The organism is Prosthecobacter sp. (assembly GCF_046154365.1).
GTDB lineage: Bacteria > Verrucomicrobiota > Verrucomicrobiia > Verrucomicrobiales > Verrucomicrobiaceae > Prosthecobacter.
On sequence record NZ_JBJXFV010000166.1, the window covers coordinates 1 to 26,744 of the forward strand.

Annotated in this window: 23 protein-coding genes; 18 read left to right on the top strand and 5 right to left on the bottom strand. The window is 60.7% G+C overall.

Features of this window, described 5'->3' with window-relative positions; all coding sequences use genetic code 11:
• Positions 1-178 precede the first annotated feature (178 nt).
• Entirely contained in the window at positions 179-628 is a 450-nt protein-coding gene (locus ACKVY0_RS21000; RefSeq protein WP_409216807.1) for a hypothetical protein, read from the top strand.
• Positions 629-762: 134 nt separating this feature from the next.
• Entirely contained in the window at positions 763-1,209 is a 447-nt protein-coding gene (locus ACKVY0_RS21005; RefSeq protein WP_409216808.1) for a hypothetical protein, read from the top strand.
• A gap of 582 nt (positions 1,210-1,791) precedes the next feature.
• Here the strand turns inward: ACKVY0_RS21005 and ACKVY0_RS21010 are convergent.
• Positions 1,792-2,367: a DUF2062 domain-containing protein gene (locus ACKVY0_RS21010; protein ID WP_409216809.1), complete on the bottom strand. Its 576-nt coding sequence runs from the start codon at positions 2,365-2,367 to the stop codon at positions 1,792-1,794.
• 2 nt (positions 2,368-2,369) lie between these two features.
• Positions 2,370-3,170, bottom strand: a complete 801-nt coding sequence (locus ACKVY0_RS21015) for an undecaprenyl-diphosphate phosphatase (RefSeq protein WP_409216810.1) — start codon at positions 3,168-3,170, stop codon at positions 2,370-2,372.
• 236 nt (positions 3,171-3,406) lie between these two features.
• On the opposite strand from ACKVY0_RS21015, the gene ACKVY0_RS21020 reads away from it, so the two are divergent.
• The 3 genes from ACKVY0_RS21020 to ACKVY0_RS21030 all read left to right on the top strand — a co-directional run bounded on the left by ACKVY0_RS21020 (position 3,407) and on the right by ACKVY0_RS21030 (position 6,316).
• Positions 3,407-4,231 carry a M23 family metallopeptidase gene (locus ACKVY0_RS21020; protein WP_409216811.1) on the top strand — a complete coding sequence of 275 codons (825 nt, stop codon included), beginning with the start codon at positions 3,407-3,409 and terminating at the stop codon, positions 4,229-4,231.
• Between the two features lie 93 nt (positions 4,232-4,324).
• A complete protein-coding gene (locus tag ACKVY0_RS21025; RefSeq protein ID WP_409216812.1) occupies positions 4,325-5,236 on the top strand; it encodes a DUF2167 domain-containing protein in 912 nt (303 codons plus the stop codon).
• Positions 5,237-5,239: 3 nt separating this feature from the next.
• Positions 5,240-6,316, top strand: a complete 1,077-nt coding sequence (locus ACKVY0_RS21030; protein WP_409216813.1) for a hypothetical protein — start codon at positions 5,240-5,242, stop codon at positions 6,314-6,316.
• A 69-nt stretch (positions 6,317-6,385) separates the two neighbouring features.
• Here ACKVY0_RS21030 and ACKVY0_RS21035 read toward each other — a convergent pair whose 3' ends face one another.
• Complete coding sequence (locus ACKVY0_RS21035) at positions 6,386-7,363, bottom strand: alpha/beta hydrolase (protein WP_409216814.1); 978 nt, start codon at positions 7,361-7,363, stop codon at positions 6,386-6,388.
• Between the two features lie 62 nt (positions 7,364-7,425).
• On the opposite strand from ACKVY0_RS21035, the gene ACKVY0_RS21040 reads away from it, so the two are divergent.
• The 4 genes from ACKVY0_RS21040 to ACKVY0_RS21055 all read left to right on the top strand — a co-directional run bounded on the left by ACKVY0_RS21040 (position 7,426) and on the right by ACKVY0_RS21055 (position 12,828).
• Positions 7,426-7,998, top strand: a complete 573-nt coding sequence (locus tag ACKVY0_RS21040; RefSeq protein ID WP_409216815.1) for a septal ring lytic transglycosylase RlpA family protein — start codon at positions 7,426-7,428, stop codon at positions 7,996-7,998.
• A gap of 71 nt (positions 7,999-8,069) precedes the next feature.
• On the top strand, positions 8,070-8,645 hold the full coding sequence (locus ACKVY0_RS21045) for an RNA polymerase sigma factor (protein ID WP_409216816.1): 576 nt from the start codon (positions 8,070-8,072) through the stop codon (positions 8,643-8,645).
• Positions 8,642-11,524 carry a DUF1549 domain-containing protein gene (locus ACKVY0_RS21050; protein WP_409216817.1) on the top strand — a complete coding sequence of 961 codons (2,883 nt, stop codon included), beginning with the start codon at positions 8,642-8,644 and terminating at the stop codon, positions 11,522-11,524. The genes ACKVY0_RS21045 and ACKVY0_RS21050 overlap by 4 nt, the downstream gene beginning before the upstream one ends.
• A gap of 11 nt (positions 11,525-11,535) precedes the next feature.
• Positions 11,536-12,828, top strand: a complete 1,293-nt coding sequence (locus ACKVY0_RS21055) for a DUF1501 domain-containing protein (RefSeq protein ID WP_409216818.1) — start codon at positions 11,536-11,538, stop codon at positions 12,826-12,828.
• 5 nt (positions 12,829-12,833) lie between these two features.
• Here the strand turns inward: ACKVY0_RS21055 and mntR are convergent, their stop codons facing one another.
• On the bottom strand, positions 12,834-13,286 hold the full coding sequence (mntR, locus tag ACKVY0_RS21060) for a transcriptional regulator MntR (protein ID WP_409216819.1): 453 nt from the start codon (positions 13,284-13,286) through the stop codon (positions 12,834-12,836).
• 156 nt (positions 13,287-13,442) lie between these two features.
• On the opposite strand from mntR, the gene ACKVY0_RS21065 reads away from it, so the two are divergent.
• The 9 genes from ACKVY0_RS21065 to trpS all read left to right on the top strand — a co-directional run bounded on the left by ACKVY0_RS21065 (position 13,443) and on the right by trpS (position 24,392).
• Positions 13,443-14,300, top strand: a complete 858-nt coding sequence (locus tag ACKVY0_RS21065; protein WP_409216820.1) for a transporter — start codon at positions 13,443-13,445, stop codon at positions 14,298-14,300.
• 47 nt (positions 14,301-14,347) lie between these two features.
• Positions 14,348-15,223 (top strand): metal ABC transporter substrate-binding protein, encoded by an 876-nt coding sequence (locus ACKVY0_RS21070; protein WP_409216895.1) that lies wholly within the window; start codon positions 14,348-14,350, stop codon positions 15,221-15,223.
• Between the two features lie 3 nt (positions 15,224-15,226).
• Positions 15,227-16,138, top strand: coding sequence for a metal ABC transporter ATP-binding protein (locus ACKVY0_RS21075; RefSeq protein ID WP_409216821.1), 912 nt, complete (start codon positions 15,227-15,229; stop codon positions 16,136-16,138).
• A 19-nt stretch (positions 16,139-16,157) separates the two neighbouring features.
• Positions 16,158-16,553, top strand: a complete 396-nt coding sequence (locus ACKVY0_RS21080; protein ID WP_409216822.1) for a four helix bundle protein — start codon at positions 16,158-16,160, stop codon at positions 16,551-16,553.
• A 74-nt stretch (positions 16,554-16,627) separates the two neighbouring features.
• Entirely contained in the window at positions 16,628-17,443 is an 816-nt protein-coding gene (locus ACKVY0_RS21085) for a metal ABC transporter permease (protein WP_409216896.1), read from the top strand.
• Positions 17,440-18,273, top strand: coding sequence for a metal ABC transporter permease (locus ACKVY0_RS21090; protein WP_409216823.1), 834 nt, complete (start codon positions 17,440-17,442; stop codon positions 18,271-18,273). The genes ACKVY0_RS21085 and ACKVY0_RS21090 overlap by 4 nt, the downstream gene beginning before the upstream one ends.
• Before the next feature lie 74 nt (positions 18,274-18,347).
• Entirely contained in the window at positions 18,348-19,007 is a 660-nt protein-coding gene (locus ACKVY0_RS21095; protein ID WP_409216824.1) for a Uma2 family endonuclease, read from the top strand.
• A 254-nt stretch (positions 19,008-19,261) separates the two neighbouring features.
• Positions 19,262-23,299 (top strand): DUF3857 domain-containing protein, encoded by a 4,038-nt coding sequence (locus ACKVY0_RS21100; RefSeq protein WP_409216825.1) that lies wholly within the window; start codon positions 19,262-19,264, stop codon positions 23,297-23,299.
• Positions 23,300-23,426: 127 nt separating this feature from the next.
• On the top strand, positions 23,427-24,392 hold the full coding sequence (trpS, locus tag ACKVY0_RS21105; protein WP_409216826.1) for a tryptophan--tRNA ligase: 966 nt from the start codon (positions 23,427-23,429) through the stop codon (positions 24,390-24,392).
• Between the two features lie 129 nt (positions 24,393-24,521).
• Here trpS and rnr read toward each other — a convergent pair whose 3' ends face one another.
• Positions 24,522-26,738, bottom strand: coding sequence for a ribonuclease R (gene rnr, locus ACKVY0_RS21110; protein WP_409216827.1), 2,217 nt, complete (start codon positions 26,736-26,738; stop codon positions 24,522-24,524).
• Between the last annotated feature and the right edge of the window lie 6 nt (positions 26,739-26,744).

The following is a 26,744-nucleotide window of genomic DNA, read 5'->3' on the forward strand; positions in this document are numbered from 1 at the left end:
TAAGGGAATCGTGGGCACGCAGCGGCTCAGTCCAACAGCAGTGTATCCGACCAGAAGGCGGGCCACGCGCCACCCGGAAAACGAGCCTTGTTTCCGCCTCCTGCTCGGATACACTGCTTAATGTTCGGCTCCATTGCCCGCCACCTTAATTAATCCATCAACTCAACGAACTCGAAATATGCAACATACCTCTATCCAACCCGTCGGTTACTGGCTCAACAGCCGCACGTGCCTTCAGCATCTTTTGTTTACTATTTTAGCAATGTGTGGCTCCATCTCATCATTCGCAGGTGATGTTCCCGATTCGCTGGTTGGTCGATGGGTGATAAAATCTACATTGGTTGATGGCAAAGATGGCGCAGACTTCTTTGCCTTTGTTCCTGAATGTAAGGTCGGGGCTTTATGGAAGCTATTTCAAGACGGCACATGTGAATTTGCCGGAAAAAAGGGCAAGTGGACATACGATAAAGAGAAGGGAAGCTTTTCCATGAGCCGGGAAGGGGTAATTTTTGGCTATAATGAATGGATCAGTAGTGCTGATGCAAGCATGAGCGAAGGAAACCTAGTGATCAAATACACCGCATTGTTCCAAACAATCCAACTGACATTCACTCCCCAACCCAAGTAGTCCCCCAAGAAGCCGAACAAAACGGATGCAGGCAACGGCTCGTATAGCATCTGTCGTGTCAGCCACGTCTTGCGCTCGCCGTCGCCTGATCCGGGACGTTCGGCTAAGAGCACAGCGCCACGACCTGATCCGATATGCAGCTTCCAGCCATCCTAGCCAACAGTATCTGGGTTGGTGCATTCCCGTATAGTTTTAAGTTCTTCGGATTGCATGTGATCGTAGAGCTTCCACTGGAGGCTTTCGTCATCTGGCTGTTCATTCAAAAGCGTGAGAGATTTGTTTGGCTCTTTGGCCAAGTCCTGCTTGCCAACGTCGCTAGCTTCTTTGTTGGCACTTTCGCACTTGTCGGCTTCTCTGTGCCGATGCTCGACTTGCAGAGAACGGCGGCTGCGTGGCTTGGCGCTTTTGTGTTGAGTTGGGCGGTGGAGTGTTTGCTGCTTCGTCGTTGGTTGCAGATGATTCCCACCGGGCAAGTCATTCGGGCGACATTCTGGGGTAACGTCGCCAGCTACACGATTGCCGCCCTGATCTTCATCGCCTACATTCGAGGCATCCGGATGCCTTGGCCAATGATCCGATGACACGACCATCCACAGAACAACCAAAGCCGAACAAAACGGATGCAGGCAACGGCTCGTATGGCATCTGTCGTGTCATCGACGCTTCCCGCTCGCCGTCGCCTGATCCGAAGCGTTAGGCGTCGCTACGCACACTCTCAAATGACACTTCGTGAATGCATCAAAGTCGCATGGCTCGGTCTTGGAGCTTCCGCGCTATTCATTGTCTGGCAGGTTACGGCGTATCTTACTGACAGCATACCGGGTCACATCCTTCCCTTCGTCCGCCTCGTTTCAGGCACACAGGAGGATGTTCCGGTTGCATATTCCTGGACGCTCAGGATTGGGATCGTCTCCGTCGTAGCATTTCTTGCCTCGCTCCTCACCTTGGTCAGCGCGTATCTCCTTCTCCGACGCAACTCCAATGACAAGACCCGCAACGCCTAACAAAACGGATGCAGGCAACGGCTCGTATGGCATCTGTCGAGAAGATGCTAGGCATTTCTGTTTTCTGTTCCAGCAGATCGCTGCAAGGCCGTCACGCTTTATTGGGTCGGCTGCGCCGGTGGCATGGCGCAGTCTCTCCGGCAACAAAGCCCGGACGTCTCACACGGCGGCCGCCTTCGCCGCGCGCAGCTTTTTCGCCAACTCCATGCGCGAAGTGACTTCCCAGGTGCCCCAGGTGGCGATGTAACTGATGAGGGCACCGATGGCCCCGAGGATGATGCCGCCGACGAGCATGACGGGCGCATGCTCCTTGAGCACCATCCAGGCATCGACCATCGACTCCGGCAGATGCTTGGGAAACGGCGTGGTGGGGACCTTGGTGTAGAGCGCCAGGAACCATTTGCCGATGGCATACTCCAGCCAGGCGATGAACGGGATGGTAAATGGGTTGCTCAACCAGCACAGCGCGATGGCGACGGGAATGTTCACGCGAAAGATGGCGGCGAGAATCGTGGCCGTGGGCATCTGGATCGGCAGCAGTTGCAGTGTGATGAACATGCCGACGGCGGTGCCGCCCGCGAGCGTGTGCTGCGTGGGCCGCCACACATGCTTGTCGAGGAAATGCCGTGCGAACCAGCGCATGACGGGGCGCTGCCGCAGTTTGCGCGGGTGCTTGAGGAAACGGATGGTTTTAAACACCGAACGGCGGAACCAGCCGCGTGCCATCGTGAGCATGGTCAATGTCCTCCCTGGTAAGCCCAGATGAGCAACGCCGTGCCGAGGGCGATGCGATACCACGCGAAGCCGTTGAACGTATGCCCCTGCACGAAGCGGATGAGCCATTTCACCACGATGAAGGCGGAAATGGCGGAAACCACGGTCCCGAGCACGACCATGCCCCAGTCTTCGTTCCCCGCCTCGCCATCCTTGATGGCGGAGAGGATTTTATAGCCGCCGGCAGCCATCAAGGTGGGAATACCCAGCAAGAACGAAAACTCCGTGGCCGCCGGACGGGCGACGCCAAAGGCCAGCGCCATGAGGATGCTCGCACCTGAACGCGACGTGCCGGGAAACACCGCCGCGAGCAATTGCGCCAGCGCTACGGCGATCACCACGGTCCAAGTGATGTTTGCGGTGCCGGTCTTGCCTTGGTGCAGAAATTCCAGCACCAAAATGATCACGCCACCGATCAACGTGGCCCACGCGACGGGCGGAATCGTTTCCGGCAGCTTGATGCCGAATTTTTTGATCAAGAGGCCGCCAATGGCGGTGATAAAGAAAGACACGAAGAGCTTCGCGAGATAATCGCGCGTGCTGGCATCGCCCAGCGTGGTAGCCAGATGTTTCAACTTATGAGTGAAAACGGCCAGCACCGCCAGCACCGCACCACTTTGGATCACCACGTTGAACAGATCGCTTTTCGCCGGCAGCCAGCCCAGGTTCTGCGGGATGAGCAGATGACCGGTGGAGGAAATGGGCAGGAATTCGGTGACACCTTCAATGATGCCGAGGAGGATGATCGCAAGCCAGTCAGGCATGGGTGATGGGGAAAGGTAAGAATTGGTTGAGAACTGGGGAGCGGCGACTGTCGGGCGTGCCGCAGAGCATTGCAAGCACGCCTCACTTCACTCACTGCATTCGATCTGGAAAATTCGCGGCAGCGGGCACTCAACCGCATGCCACTGCTTTTCAAGCTGGCCTTTGCAACGAATTCGGCTACCGTCGCGCCCCTTCCGGCATGCCAGCCAGTGCCTCCAACCCAACTGCGACGCCCGTGCGCCGCCATCCTTCACGGTGGCCGGTGCTGTTGTACGCATGTGCCGCCATCCTGCTGCTCATCACGCCTGCCGCCGCCCAGTCCGGTTCGACGATGCGGGTGCGCCTCGCGGACGGCTTTGATTTTCCCGTCGGCAAGCCGGACGCAACGGGCTACTACAAATTTCGTGGCTACTGGCCCAACGGCCATCTCGGTGAGGACTGGAACGGCAACGGCGGCGGTGACAGCGATCTCGGCGTGCCGATTTACGCGATCGGCCGCGGCGTGGTGATCTTCACCCAAAACATCGGCGTCGGCTGGGGCAACTGCGTCATTGTGCGCCACATTTTCCGCGAGGCTGACGGCAAGATCGCCATGGTGGACTCCCTCTACGCCCACCTGCATGAGCGCAAAGCGAAGCTGCATGACCTCGTCGAAAAAGGCCAGCTCGTCGGCACCATGGGCGGCAACAACGGCATGTACGCCGTGCATCTGCACCTCGAAGTGCGCAAGAACCTGCACATCGGCATGAACCGCAGCCAGTTCGCCCGTGATTCATCGAACTACTACAGCCCCACGCAGTTCATCAACGCCCGCCGCGTGCTGTCCTCCAGCACGCAGAAATACGACGTGCCGGTGAACAACTTCGCGCCCTATGGCCGGGCGCTCGCCGACACGAACAGCGGCGGCTCGCGCACCACCAGCGTGGATGTCCCTGCGTTCAAAAGCAGCGCTGCCGACAAATCCAAGGACGAGCCCAAGCAGGATGATGATTTCTGGTCGCGCCTGAAGGCCAAGATGCGCGGCGGCCAGGCCACCAGCGGCACGGACGACAAACGCTGAGCCTGCACGCCCCGGCACACCTGCCAAAAACACGATGCAGGTGAAAACCTCGTCTTGACGATCTCACGCTGAACCTGCCAGACTGCGCTCCGCATGAAGCGCTCATTCACTTCTCCCATCGTGCTGCTGGCCTGCCTGGCAGTTTTTTCCACTCTCCACGCTCAGCAACCGGCCGAACAGGCCATGAGCGAAGAGGATAAGAAACTGCTCGCCGACATGGAGAAGGTCGGCTGGGTCCGCGAAGGCGCGGGGGATCTCGGCGGCATGGCCAAGGTCGCTATTCCAAAGGGCTACCGCTTCACGCACGGCAGCGCCACCAGCAAGGTGCTGGAGTTGTTTGGCAACCTGCCCATGTCTTCCGCCTCCGGCATGCTCACCACCGAGGGCTTTGGCCCGTGGATCATTTTCAGCTACGACGACGCCGGTCATGTGAAGGACGATGAAAAGGACAAGATCGACGCCGACGCCCTGCTGAAAACCAAACGAGAGCAAGTAGCGGCCTCCAACGAAGTGCGCAAAGAACGCGGGCTGAATGAACTCGCCCTCGAAGGCTGGGCCATTCCACCGCGCTACAATGACAAGACCCACACGCTGGAGTGGGCGTTGCAGGTCAAGAGCGTGAACTCAGGTGGTATCTCCATCAATTATGAAACACGCCTGCTCGGCCGAACGGGCGTCATGGAAGTGCAGTTGGTCTGCGGCCCGGATGAACTGCAACCATTGCTGAATGAATTTCAGCAGATCATGAACGGCTTTGCCTATGTAGAAGGCCAGCGCTACGCGGAGTTCCGTGAGGGCGACAAAGTGGCGAAATATGGCCTCACCGCGCTGATCGCCGGCACCGGTGCCTTTGCCGCCGCAAAAATGGGCCTGTTTGCGAAACTGGGCGTGTTTTTCGCCAAACTGGGCAAGGGCGCGATCCTGCTCGTCGTCGGTGTGCTGGCGGGTTTGAAAAAACTGCTCGGCAAACTCTTCGGCGCACGCCAGCAGCCTCCTGACGCCTAGCGCATGACCGACGGCCAGACGCTGTTCGCAGTCTTCGCGCTGCTCTATCTCATCGAATGCCTGCGCCTCGTGCCATCCGCCGCATGGATGGCCGCAGGCGCGGAAAAATCGCGCTGGAGCACGATCCGGCCGTGGTCACGCTTTCAAATCGGCGGCGGCTCACCGCTGCTGCTCACCGCGCTGCCGCCGTTGCAGGCACACACGCTTGCGCTGCCGTGGTTGTTCGTTCCTGAACACGCGGCGCTCAGTGTGCGATTGAGCGACAGCATGAGTGCCAGCATCACATGGGACCAACTCAGCCTGCGTGTCGATGAAACCACGCTGCACCTCGATCCCAGCACCAGCGTGCGGCTGCCATCGCCCTCGCTGGCGAAAGTCTGGCAGCAACGTCTCGCTGAATGGCGCGGCATGACGCCGGATCAACGCCGCCGCGCCTTTCTAAAACACGCCCGCACCTCGCTCGACACCAAAGCTGCGGCGAAGACCGCCAGCGAAGCTGCCAAGCACACGCGCTCGCTGCGCAGGCTCGCCACGACTCATTTCATCTGGTGTTTTGGCATCATCAGCGTCGTGTATCACCGCTTTGGCGACAGCCTGCTGGTGCTGGGTGCTGCTGCGGTGCTGCTGGTGCTGCAAATCATCCAATCATGGCTGTTCCTGCGCACCACCCGCAAACAGACGCCCGTCATCCCGTATCGCCGCTGGCGTGCGCTCGGCATCGCCTTCCTGCCGCAGCTTGCCATGCGGGCGGCGGATGCTGTGAGTCTCACGACCGATCCAGAACCACCGCATCCGCTCGCATGGCGTGGATTGCTGGAGGAAAAAGCCTGGTTGCAGACCGCGTGCCAGTTCTGGCGTGAAGCACGCTACATTCCCGGCTGGCCACAGAATGATGCGTTGCCGCTCGAAGCGGAAGCGTTGCATGCCTTCTTCCGCCACGAAAATATCGCTGAAGCGGATTACGATCCACCATCCAACGCGAAACTGCCCACCTGCCCACGTTGCGGCGCTGAGTTTCAAACCGGCATTGCCGCCTGCAACGATTGTGGTGGCGTGGAGCTGCGAATTCCGGCGATGTAGCTCGGTATTCCGATACCGAGTCGGCACCGTCGCGGAATCGGAATTCCGCGCTACAACCCCGCGCTTGGATCATTTCGAATCCGGCACGTAGCGCAGCATCCATTCCGCCATCTCGGCATAGATCGGAAAGTCGGTGACGAGCATGTTGTCGTGATCCGCTCCGGGGATTTCGATCCAGCGCTTTTCGATACCCGCTGGCAGCGCTGCATACAAACGGCGGCCACATTCGATGGGAATCACGCGATCCGCCGTGCCATGGGTGATCAGCGTCGGACAATGCAGTGTGGAAACGAGTATGGTGGAGTTCGCGGCATTGAGCGGCATGCCTGTTTTCCAGGCAAACAGCCGGCCGGTGAGGTTTTGCCAGCCGGAACCGCACGCTTCGCCAACAAAGCCACAAGCTTGATGCTGCACGACGTTTTCCAGCGAGTCGAACGTCGAGACCAGCGCGGCAGCACGCCACGGCGCATCCTGAGCGGAAGCGGAGCGAATGCTGACCGCCCCACCCATCGAAATACCCATGATGCCCGCCGGTTTCGCCTCAAAGCCAAACTTCGCCGCCGCCTCGTGCAACACCATCGCCGGGATATGTGACTCCTTCACGCCGTAGCAGGCCACGGTACCCGGATGATCGCCATGCGCGGGCAGATCCGGCAGGATGCAGCGGAAGCCAGCGGCGCAGAAGCGCTCCGCGATGAGCAGGTAGTCTTCTTTTCTGCCACGACGGCCATGCACGAGCACCAGATTGCCAATGATGCTGCCCGAGGGAGACAGTTTGAGGTTTTTCTTCAGCAACTGCTCTCGAACGGCCTGTCCACGCTTTCCCAGCGTTCCACGCGGGTCAGGCTCACACACGATGACGGGCGTGCCATCATCGCAGATGAAGGATTTCAACACCACGCCATGCGCCGCTGGATCAGCGAGAAATTCATGATGGTAGTCCTGCAATGGCCGACGCGGCGGATGCGCCAGCTCGTTCGCCGCCCACCAACTGGCCGCAAACGGCAGCAGAACGAGAACACTGGTGATGATAACGCGTCTTTTCATCGGCGGATCATTGCCGGGATTGTGCCGCGTGCCAATCCGGTTATGCTCGGCGCCAGCAGATCATGAACATCCCCGTGCTCCTTCGATTTCTTGTCATCGCGTTGCCGGCCCTGCTGGCGAACTGCACCAAACCCGCCTATCAAGCACGCGGCCATGCCTCCTATATCGCGGACCAATACGCGGGCCGTTACACCAGCGGGGGGGCGATCTACAACCCGCAGGGCTGGACCGCCGCGCATAACACACTACCGTTTGGCACGGAGGTGAAGGTCAAAAACAACTACAACGGCCGCACCGTGAAGGTCATCGTCAACGACCGCTTCCCCTACTACCCGAACCGCGTCATCAATCTCTCGCGGGCAGCAGCCGAGTACATTCAAATCCCGTACCGCCAGCTCGGTGATGTCACGGTGACGGCCAAAACGATTCCCGGCGGACAGGCACCCGCCGGAAGTTATGGCGCACCGCCTGCGAGTTATGGCGCACCGCCTGCGAGTTACGGCACGCCACCGCCGACCACAAACTACAGCGCCCCGCCTCGTTCCAGCTTCGGCGCACCGCCCGCTGGTTACGGCACCACGGCACCGCCTTCAGGAATACCGCCACCGCCGCCAGGTTATCCAGGCGCAAGGTGAAGCGGCCAGGAATGCCGATTCTTTGAAAAAAATTGCCACACTCATGCTCCCGGCGTCCATAACCAGATTGCATGACTCCTCCTTCCAGCTCCACGCCACCCACCGATGCTTCCTTGGCAAGACTGGTCGAACGCGGTGATGAAGCGGCGTTCCGCAAGCTGATGGAGCAGCATTTGCAGCGGCTGCGCTCGTTCCTGGCCCTCCGCGCTCCCGTGCCTGACCTCATCGACGAAGTGGCGCACGACACCTTCGTCTTCGCGTATCAAAACCTCGGCGATTTCACCGAGGGGTCGATGCAGCCGTGGCTGCGCAGCATCGCGCACAATCTGCTGCGCGACCGGCTGAAGGCGTATGCACGGGAAACCATCAAGCATGAGCGCTACTCCGAAATGATACGCTGGGAGATGACGCTGGGGGCCGTGGACAAGCCGGTGAGCGACGAGTCAGACCGCCTTGCCGCCTGCCTCGAAAAACTGGGCCCCCACCAACGCACGGTGCTGGACCTGCGCTACGAGTTGCAGCTCAGCAGCGACGAAATCGCCCAGCGCACCGGCCGCAGCACGCTGGCGGTGCGCACGCTGCTGATGCGAGTGCGTCAGCAACTGCGCAAATGCATCGAATCCCAGCTCCAACAAACCCCGGCATGAACGACGACGAAATCATCTACAAGGCCTTGGAGGATGCCCTTTCCAACGACGAGTGGCGGGCGCTGGCGGCTGATCCTGACACGCTCAAGGAGCTGGAGCAGCAACTCGGCATGGATGCGCTGCTGCGGGTGCATCTTGAGAAGATCGGCACACCCGAGGCACTGGCAGAAGCCATCGAAGCCAGCGTGGGCGTATCACCAGTCGAGGATCTCATGCTCAGCATCGAGGCGGCGACGATTGGCGTGCGCAAACAGCGACGCTGGTTCACCGCGATGCCGCGCTGGACCACAGCCGCCGCCGCCGTGCTCATCGGCTTCATCAGCGGCACTCTGGCATGGCCGGATGTGTTTTTGTGGCTCGATCTCGGCCCCACCGTCGCCCAGCGCACCGGCAAGCGTGTGATCCTGCACGGCCACATCATCGCGAATGCGCCGAAGTCCGTCCCTGCCATCACTTTTTCATTTCCATCGTTTAAACCAGCCGCACCGCCACCGCCAGTCATCAGCGCAACGCCCCAACCGGCACCGGCCGCGACGCTGGCAGCAGTCCCTGCCCCGGCTCCAACACCCACAGTCGTGGAAAAAAAGCCGGAGCCCCCTGTGCCTCCCGCGCCCACCGCAGTTCCCGCACCTCCCGCGATGGCGCAATCCACGCTGCCACCGCCGATGAAACTCGCGTCAAAGCCTCAGGCCGATCTGCCGCTAACGGTGCCAGACGCCAGTACGAAAATTGACTTCGAAAAGCATGTTCTTCCCATCTTCGAACGCTCCTGTTTTGAATGCCACAGCGGCAAGCTGAAGAAACCCAAAGGCGGCGTGCGCCTCGATGACCTCGAACTGATCCGCGAAAAAAGCCGCTCGGACAATCTCGTGCTCCCGCACAAGCCGGACAAAAGCACACTGGTGAAATCCATCTCGCTCAAAAAGGACGATGACGACCTCATGCCGCCGGCGAACGAAGGCAAACCGCTCAGCGCGGACGAGATCGCCCTCATCCGTCGCTGGGTCGATGAAGGCGCGAATTTCGGCTCCTGGACCTCGATGCGGGCAAAAGAAGTCATCATCTCGACGCAAAACGAGGCCGTGGATGTTTCCAAGCTGCAGGCTGTCGCTGCACGCATTGATCAACTCATCGAAGCCGACCTGACCAAGCACGCGCAGGAGCCGCGCCCGCTCGCCAGCGACGCCATCTGGCTGCGCCGCGTTTACCTCGACCTCGTCGGCCGCATCCCCAGCGTTGATGAAACGAAGCGCTTCTTCATCGCGAAGGAACCCGACAAGCGCAGCCGCGTGATCAACGAACTGCTCGCCTCCAACGGCCACGTCAGCCACATGTTCAACTACTGGTGCGATCTGCTGCGCGCGAAGGATGATCTCGCCGAGGGCGTGCAGGGCGATTTCTATCTCGCCTGGGTCAAGCAGAGCATCCGCGACAACAAACCCTTCGATGTCTGGACGCGTGAACTGCTCAGCCCCGAGGGCTACGGCTGGCGTGCGCCTGCGGCGGGTTATTACCTGCGCGATGGCGAGAATCGTGCTGCGAACATCGAGAGCACCGCCACGCTCTTCCTCGGCACGCAAATCTCCTGCGCGCAGTGCCACGATCATCCTTACAACCGCTGGACGCGAAAAGACTACCACCAGTTCCTCGCCTGGACTTCCGGCATCAAGACGGCATCTAAAGACGACGCCGTCGGCACCGTCGAAGCCAAAAACATCCGCGAGGCCGCCGAGCGTTACGACCGGCTGGCGATGGCCGGCATGAACTACGAACGGCAGCAAAAGTATGAACGCATCAAGGAGGCGCTGATGGCTCTCCAGCGTGCAGCAGGTGGCGCGGGTGTGGTCAATGGCATGGGCGATCCCGCCGTGCTGCCGGATGACTACCAATACCCCGATGGCAAACCTGGCGATGTCATCCCCGCCGCCGTGCTCTATGGCGAACCACCACCCGCAGGGGCACGCCCTGCGGAAACATTGGGCACATGGGTCACCGCGCCGCAAAACACGCGCTTCAGCCTCACGCTCGCAAATCGTCTCTGGGCCAAACTTTTCGGCCTGCCCTTCGCCGGACGCGTGGATCAGGTGCGCGAGATTGCCGACTGCGCGAATCCCGACCTCGCCCAATACCTCGTCCATGTCGTGCGTGAGGCGAAATACGACGTGCGGCAGATTTTCCGCATCCTCTGCCTCACCCGCGCCTACCAGCGTGAGGCTGGACTGCCGCCCAAGGACAGCGAAGTCGTTTATCGTTTTCCCGGCCCCGTCGTGCGACGCTTGAGCGCCGAGCAGGTGTGGGACTCGATGATGGCGCTCGCAGTCAAAGATCTCGATGTGAAGCTGAACTTCGATCCACCCGGCGTCGCCGCGCTCGAAGCCGCCGTCGGAGCCAAAAAAACCAGCGATGTCACCGGCGTCGCACGCAAGATGGCCGGAGAAGATGAGCGCGAAATGAAAGCAGACCAGCGCCGCGCACGCCTTCGCAAAGAAATGGCGAAGGAATTCGCCGGTGGCGGCCTGGAGCGTGCCTCCGAACTGCCACAGCCCGCGCCGGACGGCCATTTCCTGCGCATGTTCGGCCAGGGCAATCGTGACTTCATCGGTGACGCGTGGAGCGCCTCCACCGTGCCGCAGGCACTGCTCATGCTGAACAGCAGCTTCTTTGATCACGTCGCCCGTTCGGGAAGTCCGCTCGCGGAAAGCCTGCGTGGTGCCAACAACATCCGCGAAGCCGCCCGTGGTGCCTTCCTTGCCGTGCTCACCCGTGAACCCACTCAGGAAGAACTCGACGCGTGTCAGGAAACGCTCGGCGACACCCGCAATGCGAAAGCGCTCGCCCGCATGCTGCTCTCCACGGCGGAATTCATGTTTCAAAAGTAACCATCAAGACCATGCACCATCCCCTCAACCGACTCGATGACCTCGCTCGCCGTGAATTCATCACCCGCATGGCCAAGACCTGCCTTGGCGTCAGCCTCGTTCCGCCAGCGGGCCTTGCACATGCGCTGGAAACCAACGCGCCAAAATTCGCCGGTCACGTCATCTATCTCTACATGCGCGGCGGCATGAGCCACCTCGACACCTTTGACACAAAGCCGGATGCACCAGCAGGTTATCAGGGCTCCACGCGCACCATCAAGACGAAGTCCCCGGATTTGCAGATCTCCGGCTACTTTCCGAAGCTCGCGGAGCATGGCAAAAAAGTCGCCGTCGTGCGCTCCATGCATCACACGCAGGGCGCGCATGAGCCAGGCATGTACAAAGTGCTCACCGGCTACGAAGTCTCCGCCTCGATGAAGCATCCCGCGCTCGGCGCTTGGGTTGCACGGCAGGTCACGCAGGGTGCATCCACCCTGCCCGCCTACATTCGTCTCGCCGACCTCGCCGGTCATCCCAGCAGCGGCTTCATGGATGCGCGCTATGCACCGGTGCCGGTACTCGATGCCAGCAAAGGTCTGGAGCACACTCAGCTTCAAAACGGCGACTCCATGACGAACCTGCGCAAGCGCACCGGCCTCGCCGAGAAGCTCAACAGCGACTTCCTCAAACGTTTCCCGATGGACGGAGTGAAGGCGCATTCCGATGTCTTTGCCGACGCCATCAAGCTCATGACCAGCAAGGATCTCGACGCCTTCGACATCACGCAGGAAAAAGGCAAACTGGTAAACGACTACGGGGCCAACTACTTCGGCCAGGGCGTGCTGCTGGCACGCCGACTCGTCGAACGCGGCACGAAGTTCGTCGAGATCGAACTCGGCGGCTGGGACACGCATTCCAACAACTTCACAACGGTCGAGGCACTCGCCAAAGTCGTCGATAATGCCGTGGCCACGCTACTGGAGGATTTGGAAGCACGCGGATTGCTGGAAAGCACGCTCGTGGTGCTCACCACCGAGTTTGGCCGCTCGCCGAAGATCAACGGCTCCGGTCGCGATCATCATCCCATCGCCTTTTCATCCTTCATCGCCGGCGGTGGTGTCAAAGGCGGCCAGGCTTACGGCAAGACGGATGAAACCGGCACCCGCGTCATCGAAAACCCCGTCACCGTGCTCGATTTCCACGCCACCATTGGCAAGCTGATGGGCGTGTCGCCGCACGATCTCATCCCCGCCGGCAGCGGCAGCTTCAACATCTACGGCGGCACTGGTGCGAAGCGTGGCGTGCCGATTGCGCCGTTCGTTTGACCGACTCAGGCGCTATTTTTCGCCAATTTTCGCTTCAGCTTCCGCAGCAGCTCGGAATTGCCTTCCAGTTCCTCCATCAGCAGCGTCAGCACTTCCAACGTCTGGCGGCTGATGTGATGCTCCATGCCTTCCACGTCTTCGTGAACGGTTTTGGGATCGAGGCCGAAGCCGGCGAGCAGGCGCGTGAGCACTTCATGACGCCGGGCGATCTCGGCACCGACTTTGCGGCCCGCCTCGGTCAGCACCACGCCGCGGTAGCGCTCATAGACCACGAGATCCTCGGCATCGAGCTTCTGGATCATGTTCGTGACGCTGGCCTGCGAGATGCCGAGGTTCTGTGCGATGTCCACCACGCGGGCGTAGCCCTTGGCGGCGATGAGATTGTGAATCTGCTCGAGGTAGTCCTCGATGGCGGGTGAACCGAGATGGCTGGTGTGCTCCTGGCGTTTGGCGGGCATGGCGGTGCTGCCATAGCAGGCAGGCGGAACTCGTGGAAATGATTTTTCAGCGGAGAAAACAAAATTTAGCCTGGGCTAACTTTGAAGTTGCAGGCACCGCAACCGTGATGGAATTAGCCCAGACTAACTTTGATAACCCAAGCAATAACGCCACTCATGCACCGCCGACCTCCAACTCGCCTCGCCGTCACGGCCCTCGGCGCACTTTTCGGTATGATCTGCCTCCCTGCCGCTGCGGAGAACAAGGGTGCCTGGCATCTGTTCAATCCCACGCCTCGCGACCAAATGCGGGAGATGAGCACGGACCGGCCGGACACGACGGAATCGCCCTACACGGTGCCTGCCGGGCACTTTCAGCTCGAGATGAGCTTCTTCGACTACAGCCGCGATCTCAGCCCTGATCCTGCCGATTCCGTGCGCAACCAGGCCTGGAGCTACGGCCTGATGAACTTCAAGGTGGGTGTGACGCACAACACCGACCTGCAGGTCATTTTCGACACCTACACGCAGGAACGATCCACGACCGATGAAGTGACGGACAAACTGTCCGGCTTCAGCGATGTCACCCTGCGCTTCAAGATGAACATGTGGGGCAACGACGCGGGCACCACGGCCCTGGCCCTCATGCCGTATGTGAAAATCCCCACCAGCACGCGACTGAGCAACAACGAATGGGAAGGCGGCTTGATCGTGCCGCTGGCCATCGCGATCAATGACCGTGTGAACCTCGGATTGATGGCCCAAATGGACCTGGTGAGCGATCCGAACACACGCGGCTACGACATCGAGTGGATGCAAACGGCTACCGTGGGCATCAGCCTCACCGAACAGCTCGGCATGTATGTGGAACTGGTCGGCGTCGCGGGTCCATCAACGGACTGCCGTGTGCTGCTGGACGGCGGACTGACTTTCGCTGTCACCGACAGCCTGGTGTTCGACGCCGGTGTGCGCATCGGCCTGAACCGTGCGGCCGAAGACATCGGCGTCTTCAGCGGCATGAGCTTTCGTTATTAAAGAATCACCAACTACCACACACGATGAAAACACGTCTCTCCCTCGCCATGCTATGCGTCGCATTGGCCGCATGCGATCCGGCTGCGCCCAAGCCCAAAACAGGGCCGAAGCGCATCCTGACCACCTTCACCATCATCCAGGACATGGCGCAGAATGTCGCAGGCACGGCGGCGATCGTGGAGTCCATCACCAAGCCGGGCGCGGAGATTCACGACTATGAACCGACACCGCTGGACCTGGTGAAGGCGCAGGACGCCGATCTCGTGCTGTGGAACGGCCTGGGGCTGGAGCGCTGGTTTGAAAAATTTCTCCAGCAGGTGAAGGACGTGCCCAGCGTGGTGCTGACCGAAGGCGTCGAGCCGATGGGCATCGGCGAAGGGCCTTACACCGGCAAGCCGAACCCGCATTCCTGGATGTCGCCTGCGAACGCCATCATCTACGTCGAAAACATCCGCAAGGCGCTGGTGAAACTGGATCCCGCGAACGAGGCCACCTACACGAAGAACGCCGCCGCCTACACCGCCGAGCTACGCGCCGTAGATGAACCCGTGCGCAAGGCGCTGGAGGCCATTCCGGCGGACCAGCGCTGGCTCGTGAGCTGCGAGGGCGCGTTTTCCTATCTGACACGCAACTATGCCATGAAGGAACTTTATCTCTGGCCCATCAACGCCGATCAGGAAGGCACGCCACAGCAGGTGCAGAAAGTCGTGGACACCGTGCGTGCCAGCAAGATTCCCGTCGTGTTCTCCGAAAGCACCATCAGCGACAAGGCCATGCTGCAAGTGGCGAAGGAAACCGGTGCGCACTACGGCGGCGTGTTGTATGTCGATTCGCTCACCGCAGATGACGGCCCCGCGCCGACGTTCCTGAAGCTGCTGCAATACAACGCCGACACCATCGTGAAGGCGTTTACTCAACCCTGATTCATGCACGACACCGCTCCGCCGCTCTCGATTGAAGTCACCGATGTCACCGTGGCCTATACGAACGGCCTGGTCGCGCTGCGGGATGCTTCCTTCACGCTCGGGGCCGGCACGATCTGCGCATTGGTCGGCGTCAACGGCAGCGGCAAAAGCACGCTGTTCAAGGCGATCATGGGCTTCCTGCGCCCGGCGAAGGGCAGCGTGCGCATCGCCGGACTCACGGTCGAAGCATCGAGAAAGCGCAAACTCGTCGCCTATGTACCGCAGAGCGAGGAGGTGGACTGGACCTTCCCTGTCAGCGTGTGGGATGTGGTGATGATGGGCCGCTACGGCCACATGAACTTCCTGCGCATCCCGCGTGCGGAGGACAAACGCATCGCGCAGGAATGCCTGGAGCGCGTGGGCATGAGCGACTTCTCAGACCGCCAGATCGGCGAACTCTCCGGCGGACAAAAGAAACGCGTCTTTCTTGCCCGTGCGCTGGCGCAAAAAGGCCGCATCATGCTGCTGGACGAGCCATTCACCGGCGTGGATGTGCAGACCGAGTCCGCCATCATCGAGCTGCTGCGTGATTTGCGCGATGAGGGCCACATCATTCTCGTTTCCACCCACAACCTCGGCAGCGTGCCCGAATTCTGCGACCAGGTCGTGCTCGTCAACCGCACCGTGCTCGCCTTCGGTCCCACCGAGCAGGTCTTCACCGAAGACAACCTCTCCCGTGCCTTCGGCGGCGTGCTGCGGCAGTTCCGTTTCGAGCAATCGACCATCCAGGAACACGATGGCAGAACCGTGAAGCTGCTCACCGATGATGAACGCCCGCTGGTCTTCGGCAAGGACGGGCATTTGGAGTACACGGACCGCCATGGCAGGGAGAAACTGGTGAAGGAGCGGGAGGAGATTGAGGATGGAAGATAGAAGATGGAGAATTGAGATCATGAGCGACATCACGCCGAGAAATAAGACCATTCAGTCCTTTCGAGACTTGGATGTCTATAGCCTGGCTCGTGGTGGTGCTGGAAAGGTCTTCCTGCTGACTCGCACCTTTCCGCGTGAAGAGCGCTTCTCACTCGTGGATCAAGTCCGCCGCTCATCGCGTGCTGTTGCAGCCATGATCGCTGAAGCCTGGGCCAGACGTCGTTACGAGGCGGCTTTCATCAATAAGCTCAATGAAGCACAGGGCGAGGCCATGGAGACGCAAAGCTGGCTCGATCAAGCCTTGGACTGCGGTTACATCACTCCAGACCAACACCACACTCACGATGCCGTCTTCCAGCAGCTCGGCGGCAAACTTCAACGCATGATCGAAAAGTCCTCAAGTTTCTGCTCTTAGCCATCTTCAATCTTCCATCCTCCATTTTCTTCCAAGTGTCCCCCGACCTCCTCACACCCTTCCACTACGACTACATGGTGAAGGCCATCGTGGTCAGCGGCCTCATCGGCGGCGTGTGCGCATTTTTGTCGTGCTTCATCACTCTGAAGGGCTGGTCGCTCATGGGCGACGCGCTGTCGCATGCGGTGGTTCCCGGCGTGTCGCTCGCGTGGATGCTAGGACTGCCGTTTTCTGTCGGAGCGTTCGTCGCGGGCATTTTGGCGGCGCTGAGCATGGGCTGGGTGAAGAACAACTCACGCCTGCGCGAAGATGCGGTCATCGGCGTGGTTTTCACCAGCTTCTTCGCGCTCGGCTTGCTGCTGCTCTCGCTGTTTCCGAGCAATCTCAACCTGCGCACGATCATTTTTGGCAACATCCTCGCCATCTCCGACCCGGACATCCTGCAAGTGCTCATCATCTCTGCTCTTTCAATTCTCGTGCTGAGCGTGAAGTGGCGCGACCTGCTGCTGTATTGCTTCGATGAAAGCCATGCGCGCAGCATCGGCTTGAACACACGCTTTTTGCATTTTCTGCTGCTCGCGCTGCTCTCCGCCACCGCCGTCGCGGCCTTGCAGACGGTGGGCGCGTGTCTGGTCGTGGCGATGCTCGTCACGCCCGGTGCCACGGCTTACCTGCTCACGGATCGCTTCGGCAAAATGCTCGTCATCGCCACCATCACCGGAGTGACATGCGGTGTGGTGGGTGCGTATGCCAGCTACTTCCTCAACGGCTCCACCGGCGGCTGCATCGTGGTGTTGCAGACGCTCGTCTTCCTCGTCGCGCTCGTGCTCGCGCCGAAGCACGGTCTTCTCGCCGCACGCACTCAGCGCCGCGCCGCTGCCGCCTCATGAACCTCCTCGCCCCGTTTCAATACAGCTTCATGCTGGAGGCGCTGCTCGTCGGCGCTCTCGTCGGAGCCGTGTGCGCGGTGCTATCGTGTTACCTGGTGCTCAAAGGCTGGTCGCTCATGGGCGACGCCATCTCCCACGCCGTGCTACCCGGCGTCGTCGGTGCCTACATGCTCGGCTGGCCGCTGGCCGTGGGTGCCTTCGCCTCCGGCCTGTTCTGCGCCACGGCCACCGGCTGGATCAAATCCAACACGCGCATCAAGGAAGACACCGTCATGGGCATCGTCTTCACCGGCCTGTTCGCCTTCGGCCTTGTGCTCTTCACCAAAGTGGAGACCGAGGCGCACTTGAACCACATCCTGTTCGGCAACATCCTCGGCATCGAACGTGACGACATGATCCAGACCATCGTTGCTTCCGTGCTGACGCTGGTGGTCATCCTGTTCATGCGCAAAGATCTGCTGCTGTTCTGCTTCGACGCCGCCCATGCCCGCGCCATCGGCTTGAACACCACCTTGCTCTACTACCTGCTGCTGGCCCTGCTCGCCGCCACCATCGTCGCCTCGCTCCAGGCCGTCGGCATCATCCTTGTGGTGGCGATGCTCATCACCCCCGGCTGCACCGCCCGCCTGCTCACGGATCGATTCGATCACATGCTCATCATTGCCGCCAGCTCCTCCGTGCTGGCCAGCTGCCTCGGCGTCTATGTCAGCTTCTTCATCAACGGTGCCACTGGCGCCTGCATCGTCCTCGCCCAGGCGGCGTTGTTCGCCCTGGCCTTTATTTTTGGCCCCAAGCACGGGCTGATCGCCGCACGCAAACGGCTGGCTTGACGACTTCGGCACGCGCTCCCGCGCAGCCTTGATCGAGACTTGTCGAATCGTCCCGAACGGCTATCCTCCCTCGCATGTCAGCGTTCGCCGAACTTCTAGCGCCGATTCAATCCTCCCCGTTCCTGCCGGAACTAGTGGATGAACTCTCGAACCTCCTCGCGTTGGAGCGCCAGCGGCGGGGGAAATTTTATGAGGAGATGACGCCGGAGATGAAAGTGGAGTTCATCGAGGGCGAGGTGGTGCTGCATTCTCCAGCCCGCAATGCGCATCTGGATGTGACTTACAACATTGCCACGCTAGTCGGCTCGTATGTTCGGGCGAAGCAACTCGGCGAGGTGAAGATCGAGAAGTGCCTATGTGTCTTCCCGCGCAACGACTATGAGCCGGATGTCGTCTTCTTTGGCAAGGACAAGGCCGCCGCCTTCCGGCAGGACACCATGAAATTCCCCATCCCCGATCTTATCGTCGAGGTCATTTCAGAATGCACTGAGGCGCGGGATCGCGGCGTGAAGTTCCAAGACTACGCGGCCCACGGCGTGCAGGAATACTGGATCGTGGACGCCGAACAGCGCGTGCTGGAGCAGCATGTGCTGGTGGCTGGCTGCTACGATTTGAAGATGAAATCCAGCAGCGGCACGCTCATCAGCGTGGCGGTGCCGGGCTTCCGCACGCCGCTGGAGGCCGTCTTCGATTCCAAGGCCAACACCTCAGCGCTGCGGGATCTGCTGGAATAGCACCACGCACCACCTCATCGGCGACATCCGCCACAAGGCCACCGTGCCGCTGTTTATCGTGCCACCGAAGCGTGCGGCTTGATTTGGACTGTGGTCTCACAGCGAGTCATGAGCGCAGCCACCGCTTTCATCGAGCCATTCAACTCACGAAGACCAGCGGATGCGGCGAAAGCGGCAGCACTTCAAAAACAGCGTCCGCTTTGATGCCTTTTCGATTGCCAGAAACACACGCCATGCCCTAAAAGCATGCGCGTATGATTTTTCACACACTCGCGGACGTCAACTCGAACGCCTACCAAGCAGGACAAGCCGTTGGATTTTTCATCATCGCGCTGCCCACGCTGATCGGTATTCTCAAATGCCTCAGCCTGCTCAAGCGCCCGACCACCAGCAAACTCTGCGTCATCGCGCTGACACTCATGCTGACCGGCTGGCTTGCCGCGGCTCTCGGTCAAGGTGTGGGCCTTTTTCTGCCTGCTTGGGCAGGCATCGCACAAACCATCGCGGGACTGGTCGCCGTGGTCTTGTTTCTCAGCGCCTTCGTGCTCGCGATTGTCGGTCTGGCCTGCTATGACCGCACCCGCCTCACCCAAGGACGTGCCCAAGCCGTTTGGACGCTGGTCATCGGCGGCATTTTTTTGCTGATCGCCGGCGCTGGTGCCGTGATGGCGCTGCGCACCCGGATCCTGGCTGAAGAACTCGCTGCCCAAAATTCACCGGACAAAACCGTCACCAGCGAGGAGTTCAACTGCGCGCTGACCGCACCGCCGCGTTGGGTGAAGATGAACGCCTCCTCGCTCAACAAGCTCGCCTGCATCGCCTTCCGTCGTTCCGGGCCCGAAGGCTATGCCATGGTGCTCGGCGAGCATCTGGACGCAGACATGGCCATCGAAGATCTGATGGATGCGGTGAAGGCGAACCTCGCCGCCGCCGCCACCAGTGTTGAAGATGACAAGACGGAGAAGATCACCCTCAACGGGATCGACTTCATGCGCCGCACCTGCATCGTACGCACGACGGAAGCGCTGGGCATTCCGATGTACTTCGACCAGTGGGTCACGACGCGCCCCGGTTTCTCCTGGCAGATCACCTGCTGGGGGCCGTCCGCCGGCCGGGAACGGCTCGCACCGGAGTTCCGCACGTTGATGGAATCGTTCAAGGTGCTTGATGAAAAGCGCATCGGTTCGCCCAGTGCGGTCATTGCGAATGTGGAACGGCCCGCCTGGGGTTACCGCACGCAACTTCAGGCCAACGACTGGAAACAATGGCCCGCTCACGGCCAGGCGCTCGCCGATTTCGCCGCGCTGCGCCCGCTGGAGGCACTGCTGGTCATTCCCGTCGATCTCGGCGAGAAAGCACCGGACCTCGAATCCCTAGCCACCGCGCTGCTGGGCCGCCTGGACATTCCGTATCCTTCCGATGAAGGCTGGGTCGCCAAACCCTGGCCTTGCGCCTGGGGTGACGGTTTGGAAATCACCGGCAGCCGTACCGTGGACGATACCGCGTACGACTACGTCCTGCGGGTGGCCATGAAGGACCGTTTGGCTCACCTGCACGTCGGCTGGGTCACAAAAAAGAAAGGCGACCTCGCGCGTGTGCGCGCCGCACTTGATGCCATCACCCTCCTGCCACCCCAGGGCCAGCCGCCCGCGCTACAGGCATCTCAGCGGCAGGATGCCGGACTGGTATTCAATGACATCGGCATCGCCCTCTACAAGCGCGACCAGTTCAAGGCAGCCGCGCAGTGGTTCAAACGCGGCTTCGAGCAGACTTCCAAGGATGCCGCCATTCTCGGCAACGCCGCCGACGCCATGGAGCAGCTGGGGCAGTTCAAGGAGGCGCTGCAACTCCTCGCACCTCAGATGCCATCTTTTCCCAAGAGTCCCACACTGCACCTGCGCCATGCATACATCCTGTCAGGCAACAATAACAACGAGGCTGCCAACGCCGCCTTCCTTCAGGCCATCAGCGCCGGACTCAAGGATGAAAACAAAACCCTCGACTGGCTCCAGCACCTCAACGGCAAGGAACAGTTCGCACTCGCCGCCCAGTCCGCCGAAGCCTGGATGAAAAAATTCCCCGGCATCAACTCCCGCCGCTGGCATGCACAAACCGTCGCCTCCGCCGGGGATGCCAAGCGCGGCATCCAACTGTTCGAAGAACTCGCCACCGAGTTCCCAGACGACCGCCGCGTCAGCTACGATTTAGGCGAAGCACTCAACGACGCCGACGAACATGCGCGTGCCGCCGTCGTCGCCGAAAAACTCCTCGCAGATGGCAAAGAAGCGCCCCGTGCTCTCATGATCCTCGGCTGGAGTCAGATGGGCCGGAAATGGTACCGCGAAGCCAAGCTGACCTTTGAAAAAGTCGCCAAAAAAGATCCCGAGAACGAAACGGTGCAGGACGCCGTGCGCCGCGCCTCCGCCATGCTCGGTCAGGGCAGCAACTCCGACATTAAAACACCCGTCGAAGCCGTCGCTCTGCCCGCCGTCGTGCAGCAGGCGCTCACGGCGCATCCCGCCGCCAAAGACTACGGCAGTGATCAGCCCTATGCCTGGCTGCTCACCGCCAAGGGCTACCACTTCGACCCCGCCAAGCCCATGCGTCACACCTGGCACCGCCGGGCGCACATCTACACCACCGAAGGCGCCAACGACCTCAGCAGCATCGAGTTCGCCTTCGATCCGCTCAGCGAACGCATTTTCATCAATCGCGTCGAGGTGCGCGATGAGACCGGCAAAATCATCGGCTCCGCGCCCGGTGACGCCTATGTGATGGACATCGACAATGGCAGCGCCTCCCACCGCAAGAAGCTCCATTTCCAGATTCCCGGCCTGCGCCCCGGCTGCACCGTCGAATACGAGGTGAGCACTGAAGATTTCGGCAAGACCGAGACCTTCACCTTTGAGCGGAAGCTCTTTGGCGACAGCGCGGCGGACATCGTTTTCGTCACGGGTGTCATCGACCAAGTGCAGACCACCACCGCGCACACCGAAGCGTTGCAGACCGTGCGCGAGAAAAACCTGCTCGCCTGGATGGGCTTCAACCTGCCCTTCGATCCCGATGAACCCATGAACGGATACTACGAAGACCGCGTCCCCGGCGTCTGCTTCGGTGGCATGGAAGGCACTTGGGCGGAGATCGGCGAAAAGTTTCTCAAAGACATCCAGGAACGCTTCAAACCAGAGAGCAAAGTGACCGAACTCGCCGCACAACTGACCAGTGGCATGAAAACGCCGCGTGAAAAAATCGCCGCACTCGCAGGACATGTGCAGAAGGAGATAAGTTACACGGCCATCGAGTTCGGCACTCGCGCACGCCGTCCGAATCCCGCCGCTCAGACCCTCCAGCAGCAGTATGGCGACTGCAAAGACCAGGCGTTGCTCCTGCATCAGCTTCTCACTGCCGCCGGCATCGAAAGTCATCTCGCCCTCGTGAACACCAACTGGCGCACCCAGCCTGCCCTGCCCACGCTCGACCAGTTCAATCACATGGTCGTGCATGTCCCCTCTCTCGGTGCCGGATGGCTCATCGACACCACCAACAAAAACCTCCCGCCTGACGCCTGGCCTGCCGACGACCTGTGGCACTCGCACGCTCTCATCCTGCAGCCCGGCCAGGTGCGTCTCGGCACGCCGCAGGCAGAACCTGCGGCCGACAGTTGCCGCGTGGCCAGCCGCCGCATCATTCGTCCGGAAGGCGATGCATGGCACGTCGAGGAAACGCTCACCCTGCACGGCTACTACGCCGCCGGAATGCGCAGCGCCTTCACCGGCCTGGATACCGCTGCGCAGTTGCGCAAGGCGCAGAGCATTCTCGAAAAAAATGCACGAGTGCAGGTGCATAGCTTCACCTTTGCGACCCTCGCCAGCAATACCGACCCGGCACGCCTCACCATCAGCTACGATGTGCCGGGCCGCCTGCATGATGAAGGCGGCCTCCACCGCGCCGTCCTGCCCGCTCTGTGGGAGACCGACTACCTCGTCACCACGTTCGTCAAAGCCCGCCAGACGCCCTTTCTCGTGCGCTATCCATTCCGCTTCCGCTCCGAAGTCATTGTTGAAAACATCCAGGGTGTCACCTCCGCTTCCGTACAAGCCTTGAACCAGTCCGCCACTGGCACCTTCACGCGCTGGCAGCTCAACACCGCCGCTGACAGCAAAACCATCACCATCCGCTTCGAGTTCGACTCCATTCCCGGCGCGCACCCCGCCGCCAGCTATTCAAAGTGGCACGACGAATGGAATGCCGCCCTCAAGGCCTGGGACCGGCCGCTGGTGTGGCAGCCGTGAGGCTGAGTTGATGGTTGGTGGTTGATAGTTGATGGCCTGAAGCTAAACCGTTGTCGCGGCATGCAGAGCTTCGCCTCCTTCTGTCTCAGGCCATCAACCATCCACTCTCAACCATCAACCTTCCCCTATGCGCATCCTTTCCGGCCTCCAACCCAGCGGCAGACTCCACATCGGCAATTACTTCGGCATGATGGAGCCGGCGCTGAAGCTGCAGCATGAAGGCGACGCCTATTACTTCATCGCCGACTACCATTCCCTCACCTCCGTCCACGACGGCAAGGCACTGCGCGGCTACGTGCGCGAACTCGCGGTCGATTTCCTCGCCTGCGGCCTCGATCCGACGAAGTGCGTCTTCTTCCGCCAAAGCGATGTGCCGGAGCACACCGAACTCGCGTGGATTCTCAGCACTGTCACACCCATGGGCCTGCTGGAGCGCTGCCACAGCTACAAGGACAAGATCGCCAACGGCATCAGCGCCTCGCACGGTCTCTTTGCCTATCCCGTACTCATGGCGGCGGACATCCTGCTGTATGAGAGCGATGTCGTGCCCGTCGGTCGCGATCAGAAGCAGCACGTCGAGGTCACCCGCGACATCGCCATCAAGATGAACGAGACCTTTGGTGCCGGCCTGTTCAAGCTGCCCAATCCGCGCATCCAGGAATCCACCGCCGTCGTCCCCGGCCTCGACGGCCAGAAGATGAGCAAGAGCTACGACAACACCATCCCGCTGTTTGAAGAGCCGGGACCGCTCAAAAAGAAGATCATGGGCATCAAGACCGACTCCACGCCCGTCGAATCCCCCAAACCCGTCGAAGGCAGCAACATCCTCGCCCTCTACAAACTCGTCGCCTCCGAGGCCGATTACGCCTCGATGGTCAACGATCACCTCAACGGCGGTGTCGGCTACGGCGACTTCAAAAAGCGCCTCCTGCAAGGCGTCACCGACTACTTCGCCCCCTTCCGTGCCCGCCGCGATGAAATCCTCGCCGACCAAGGCTACGTGGACAAAGTCCTCGCCGCAGGAGCCGAGAAAGCTCGTGCCGTGGCCCGCAAGACTCTCAACCGCGTGCGCGATGCGGTGGGACTGGGTTGAGGCGAAGCAAAGTAGCCATCAGCGCTCCGCGTGATGAGCATGGCGCTCACGTCCTCACGCAGCGCTTTCGAAATTCGGAATCGCTTTATTCCTGCGCCAGCTCTCCGCTCATCTCGCGGAGCGAGATGGCTACTTTCGCCGCTTCTGCGCCTGCTTGTGCCCATGTCCCGGCTTGCGCGGAGCAGGTGCCGGACGGGATTCACGATGAGGTGGGCCGCGACGTTCGGGCCGCTCCGAGCGATCCTGGCGCGTCGAACGGTCGCGTGAGGGCACGAGCATGAAATCCACCTGCTTCTTGATGCTGTCCACCTTGTAGATTTGCACGACGAGGTTGTCGCCGAGACGGATCACGCGACGCGTGTGACGGCCGGTGAGTTCGCGGGTGGCGGGATCGAAGATGAAGAAGTCATCGGGAATCGCGGAGAGCGGCACCACGCCGCTGAGGCCGAGATCCGGCACATCGACGAAGAAGCCGAAGTTCCGCACATCGGTGACGAGCGCGGCATAAGGCTGCGGTTTTTTCGAGGCGATCTGGGCCTTGAGGTAGGCGTAGAGCTTCACCTCCTTGCTGTCGCGTTCAGCGTCGGAGGAGTTCTTTTCCGTGGTGCTGATGTGATCGGCGATCTGCTTCGCGATGCCCACCTGCAACTCCACTTTGTCGAACAAGGAGCGATGCACGACGAGATCGGCGTAACGGCGGATCGGCGAGGTGAAATGCGTGTACTTCGTCTTCGCGAGGCCATAATGGCCGAGCGGTTCCACCGCGTAACGCGCACGCATGAGCGAACGCAGGAAACCAATCTTCAACGCCGGGCCAATCGGCAGCGTGCCGAGCTTGCTGAGCAGTTTCTGCACCTCGGGGCGATGATTGAGGTTTCCACACGCCACGCGATGGCTCAGCACGCTCTCACGGTAGTCGTTGAGCCGCTGTTCTTTCGGTGATTCGTGAACGCGATACACGGAAGGCCGGTTCAAGCCCATGAGACGGCCTGCGACGGCTTCATTGGCCAGCAGCATGTATTCCTCAATCAACTGATGCGAGACATCGTTCTCGATGCGCTCGATGCGCAGCACTTTGCCGTGCTCGTCGAGCCGGATCTTGTTCTCCGGGAAATCGAGATCGAGCGAGCCGTTCTTGAAGCGATGATGCCGCACCTTCTGCGCCATAGCATGCGCATCATGCAGCATCTGCTCCGTCTCATTCGCCGGCGGCACCTGGATGGCGGCAAACGCCTCTTTGTAGGTGAAGCGGCGCTTCGAGCGGATCACGGCGGCATAAAACTTCGAGCTGATCACCTTCCCGTCTTTCGACAGCACGAACTCCACGCACTTCGTCAAACGGTCCACGTTTGGCTTCAACGAGCACAGTTCATTGCTCAGCGCCTCCGGCAGCATCGGGATCACGCGATCCACGAGGTAGGTCGAGTTGCCGCGCTTCTTGGCTTCGATATCCAAGGCGCTGCCCGGCATCACGTAATGCGACACATCGGCGATGTGAACCCACAACTGCCACTGATCGCCGTGCTTTTGAAGGCAGATCGCATCATCAAAGTCCTTCGCGTCATCAGGATCAATCGTGATGACATTGTGCGGCCGGCAATCGACGCGGTTGGCGCACTCCTGCGCGCTCGGCTGGTTGTCGGGCCGCGATTTGGCGATCGTCTGCGCCTCATGCAGCACGTTCCTCGGAAAATGCAGCGGCAGGTCATAATGACGCAGCACGGAGAGCATATCGACACCCTCCTCATCCGGCGGGCCGAGCACCTCGATGATCTCGCCTTCAGGAGCCGTCTGCTTGGATTCCCACTGCGTGATTTCAACGACCACTTTGTCCCCCACGTTCGGCTTGCGGCCCACATCGCGTGGTTCAGACACATAGATCGCCCCCGGCAGCCGCGGATCATCCGGCGTGACGTGCAGGAACTGCTTCGAGCGCTGCAAGGTGCCGACAAACTGCGTGCGCTTGCGCTCCAGCACGCGCACCACGCTGCCGCTCTTGTCCTGCTGCCCCGGCTTCACATCGAGGCGCACCAAGACACGGTCGCCATGCATTGCCGTGCCCGTGTTGTTGTCCGAGATGCTGATCTCCGTGATGCCCGCCTCATCCGGCTGCACAAAGCCACGGCCACCGCGCGTGATTTGAATCACGCCGGGGATCAAGTCCGCCTCTTTCGCCACGATGTAGCGGTTGCCCTTGGTGCGGACGATCTTGCCCTGCTTCTCCAGGCTCTTGAGCAGGCCTTGCAGCACCTGCTGTTGATTGGGCTTCATGCCCAGTTGCATCAGCAGCTCAGGGACGTTCGACGGGAGGTACTCCGCGCTGCCGAGGAGTTTCAAAAGGTTCATTTCCAT

Excerpts from the sequence above, each read along its gene's own strand:
- ACKVY0_RS21000 (WP_409216807.1), top strand. The coding sequence starts at position 179 with ATGCAACATACCTCTATCCAACCCGTCGGTTACTGGCTCAACAGCCGC.
- ACKVY0_RS21005 (WP_409216808.1), top strand. The coding sequence starts at position 763 with ATGCAGCTTCCAGCCATCCTAGCCAACAGTATCTGGGTTGGTGCATTC.
- ACKVY0_RS21010 (WP_409216809.1), bottom strand. The coding sequence starts at position 2,367 with ATGCTCACGATGGCACGCGGCTGGTTCCGCCGTTCGGTGTTTAAAACC.
- ACKVY0_RS21015 (WP_409216810.1), bottom strand. The coding sequence starts at position 3,170 with ATGCCTGACTGGCTTGCGATCATCCTCCTCGGCATCATTGAAGGTGTC.
- ACKVY0_RS21025 (WP_409216812.1), top strand. The coding sequence starts at position 4,325 with ATGAAGCGCTCATTCACTTCTCCCATCGTGCTGCTGGCCTGCCTGGCA.
- ACKVY0_RS21030 (WP_409216813.1), top strand. The coding sequence starts at position 5,240 with ATGACCGACGGCCAGACGCTGTTCGCAGTCTTCGCGCTGCTCTATCTC.
- ACKVY0_RS21035 (WP_409216814.1), bottom strand. The coding sequence starts at position 7,363 with ATGAAAAGACGCGTTATCATCACCAGTGTTCTCGTTCTGCTGCCGTTT.
- ACKVY0_RS21040 (WP_409216815.1), top strand. The coding sequence starts at position 7,426 with ATGAACATCCCCGTGCTCCTTCGATTTCTTGTCATCGCGTTGCCGGCC.
- ACKVY0_RS21045 (WP_409216816.1), top strand. The coding sequence starts at position 8,070 with ATGACTCCTCCTTCCAGCTCCACGCCACCCACCGATGCTTCCTTGGCA.
- ACKVY0_RS21050 (WP_409216817.1), top strand. The coding sequence starts at position 8,642 with ATGAACGACGACGAAATCATCTACAAGGCCTTGGAGGATGCCCTTTCC.
- ACKVY0_RS21055 (WP_409216818.1), top strand. The coding sequence starts at position 11,536 with ATGCACCATCCCCTCAACCGACTCGATGACCTCGCTCGCCGTGAATTC.
- mntR (WP_409216819.1), bottom strand. The coding sequence starts at position 13,286 with ATGCCCGCCAAACGCCAGGAGCACACCAGCCATCTCGGTTCACCCGCC.
- ACKVY0_RS21065 (WP_409216820.1), top strand. The coding sequence starts at position 13,443 with ATGCACCGCCGACCTCCAACTCGCCTCGCCGTCACGGCCCTCGGCGCA.
- ACKVY0_RS21070 (WP_409216895.1), top strand. The coding sequence starts at position 14,348 with ATGCTATGCGTCGCATTGGCCGCATGCGATCCGGCTGCGCCCAAGCCC.
- ACKVY0_RS21075 (WP_409216821.1), top strand. The coding sequence starts at position 15,227 with ATGCACGACACCGCTCCGCCGCTCTCGATTGAAGTCACCGATGTCACC.
- ACKVY0_RS21080 (WP_409216822.1), top strand. The coding sequence starts at position 16,158 with ATGAGCGACATCACGCCGAGAAATAAGACCATTCAGTCCTTTCGAGAC.
- ACKVY0_RS21085 (WP_409216896.1), top strand. The coding sequence starts at position 16,628 with ATGGTGAAGGCCATCGTGGTCAGCGGCCTCATCGGCGGCGTGTGCGCA.
- ACKVY0_RS21090 (WP_409216823.1), top strand. The coding sequence starts at position 17,440 with ATGAACCTCCTCGCCCCGTTTCAATACAGCTTCATGCTGGAGGCGCTG.
- ACKVY0_RS21095 (WP_409216824.1), top strand. The coding sequence starts at position 18,348 with ATGTCAGCGTTCGCCGAACTTCTAGCGCCGATTCAATCCTCCCCGTTC.
- ACKVY0_RS21100 (WP_409216825.1), top strand. The coding sequence starts at position 19,262 with ATGATTTTTCACACACTCGCGGACGTCAACTCGAACGCCTACCAAGCA.
- trpS (WP_409216826.1), top strand. The coding sequence starts at position 23,427 with ATGCGCATCCTTTCCGGCCTCCAACCCAGCGGCAGACTCCACATCGGC.
- rnr (WP_409216827.1), bottom strand. The coding sequence starts at position 26,738 with ATGAACCTTTTGAAACTCCTCGGCAGCGCGGAGTACCTCCCGTCGAAC.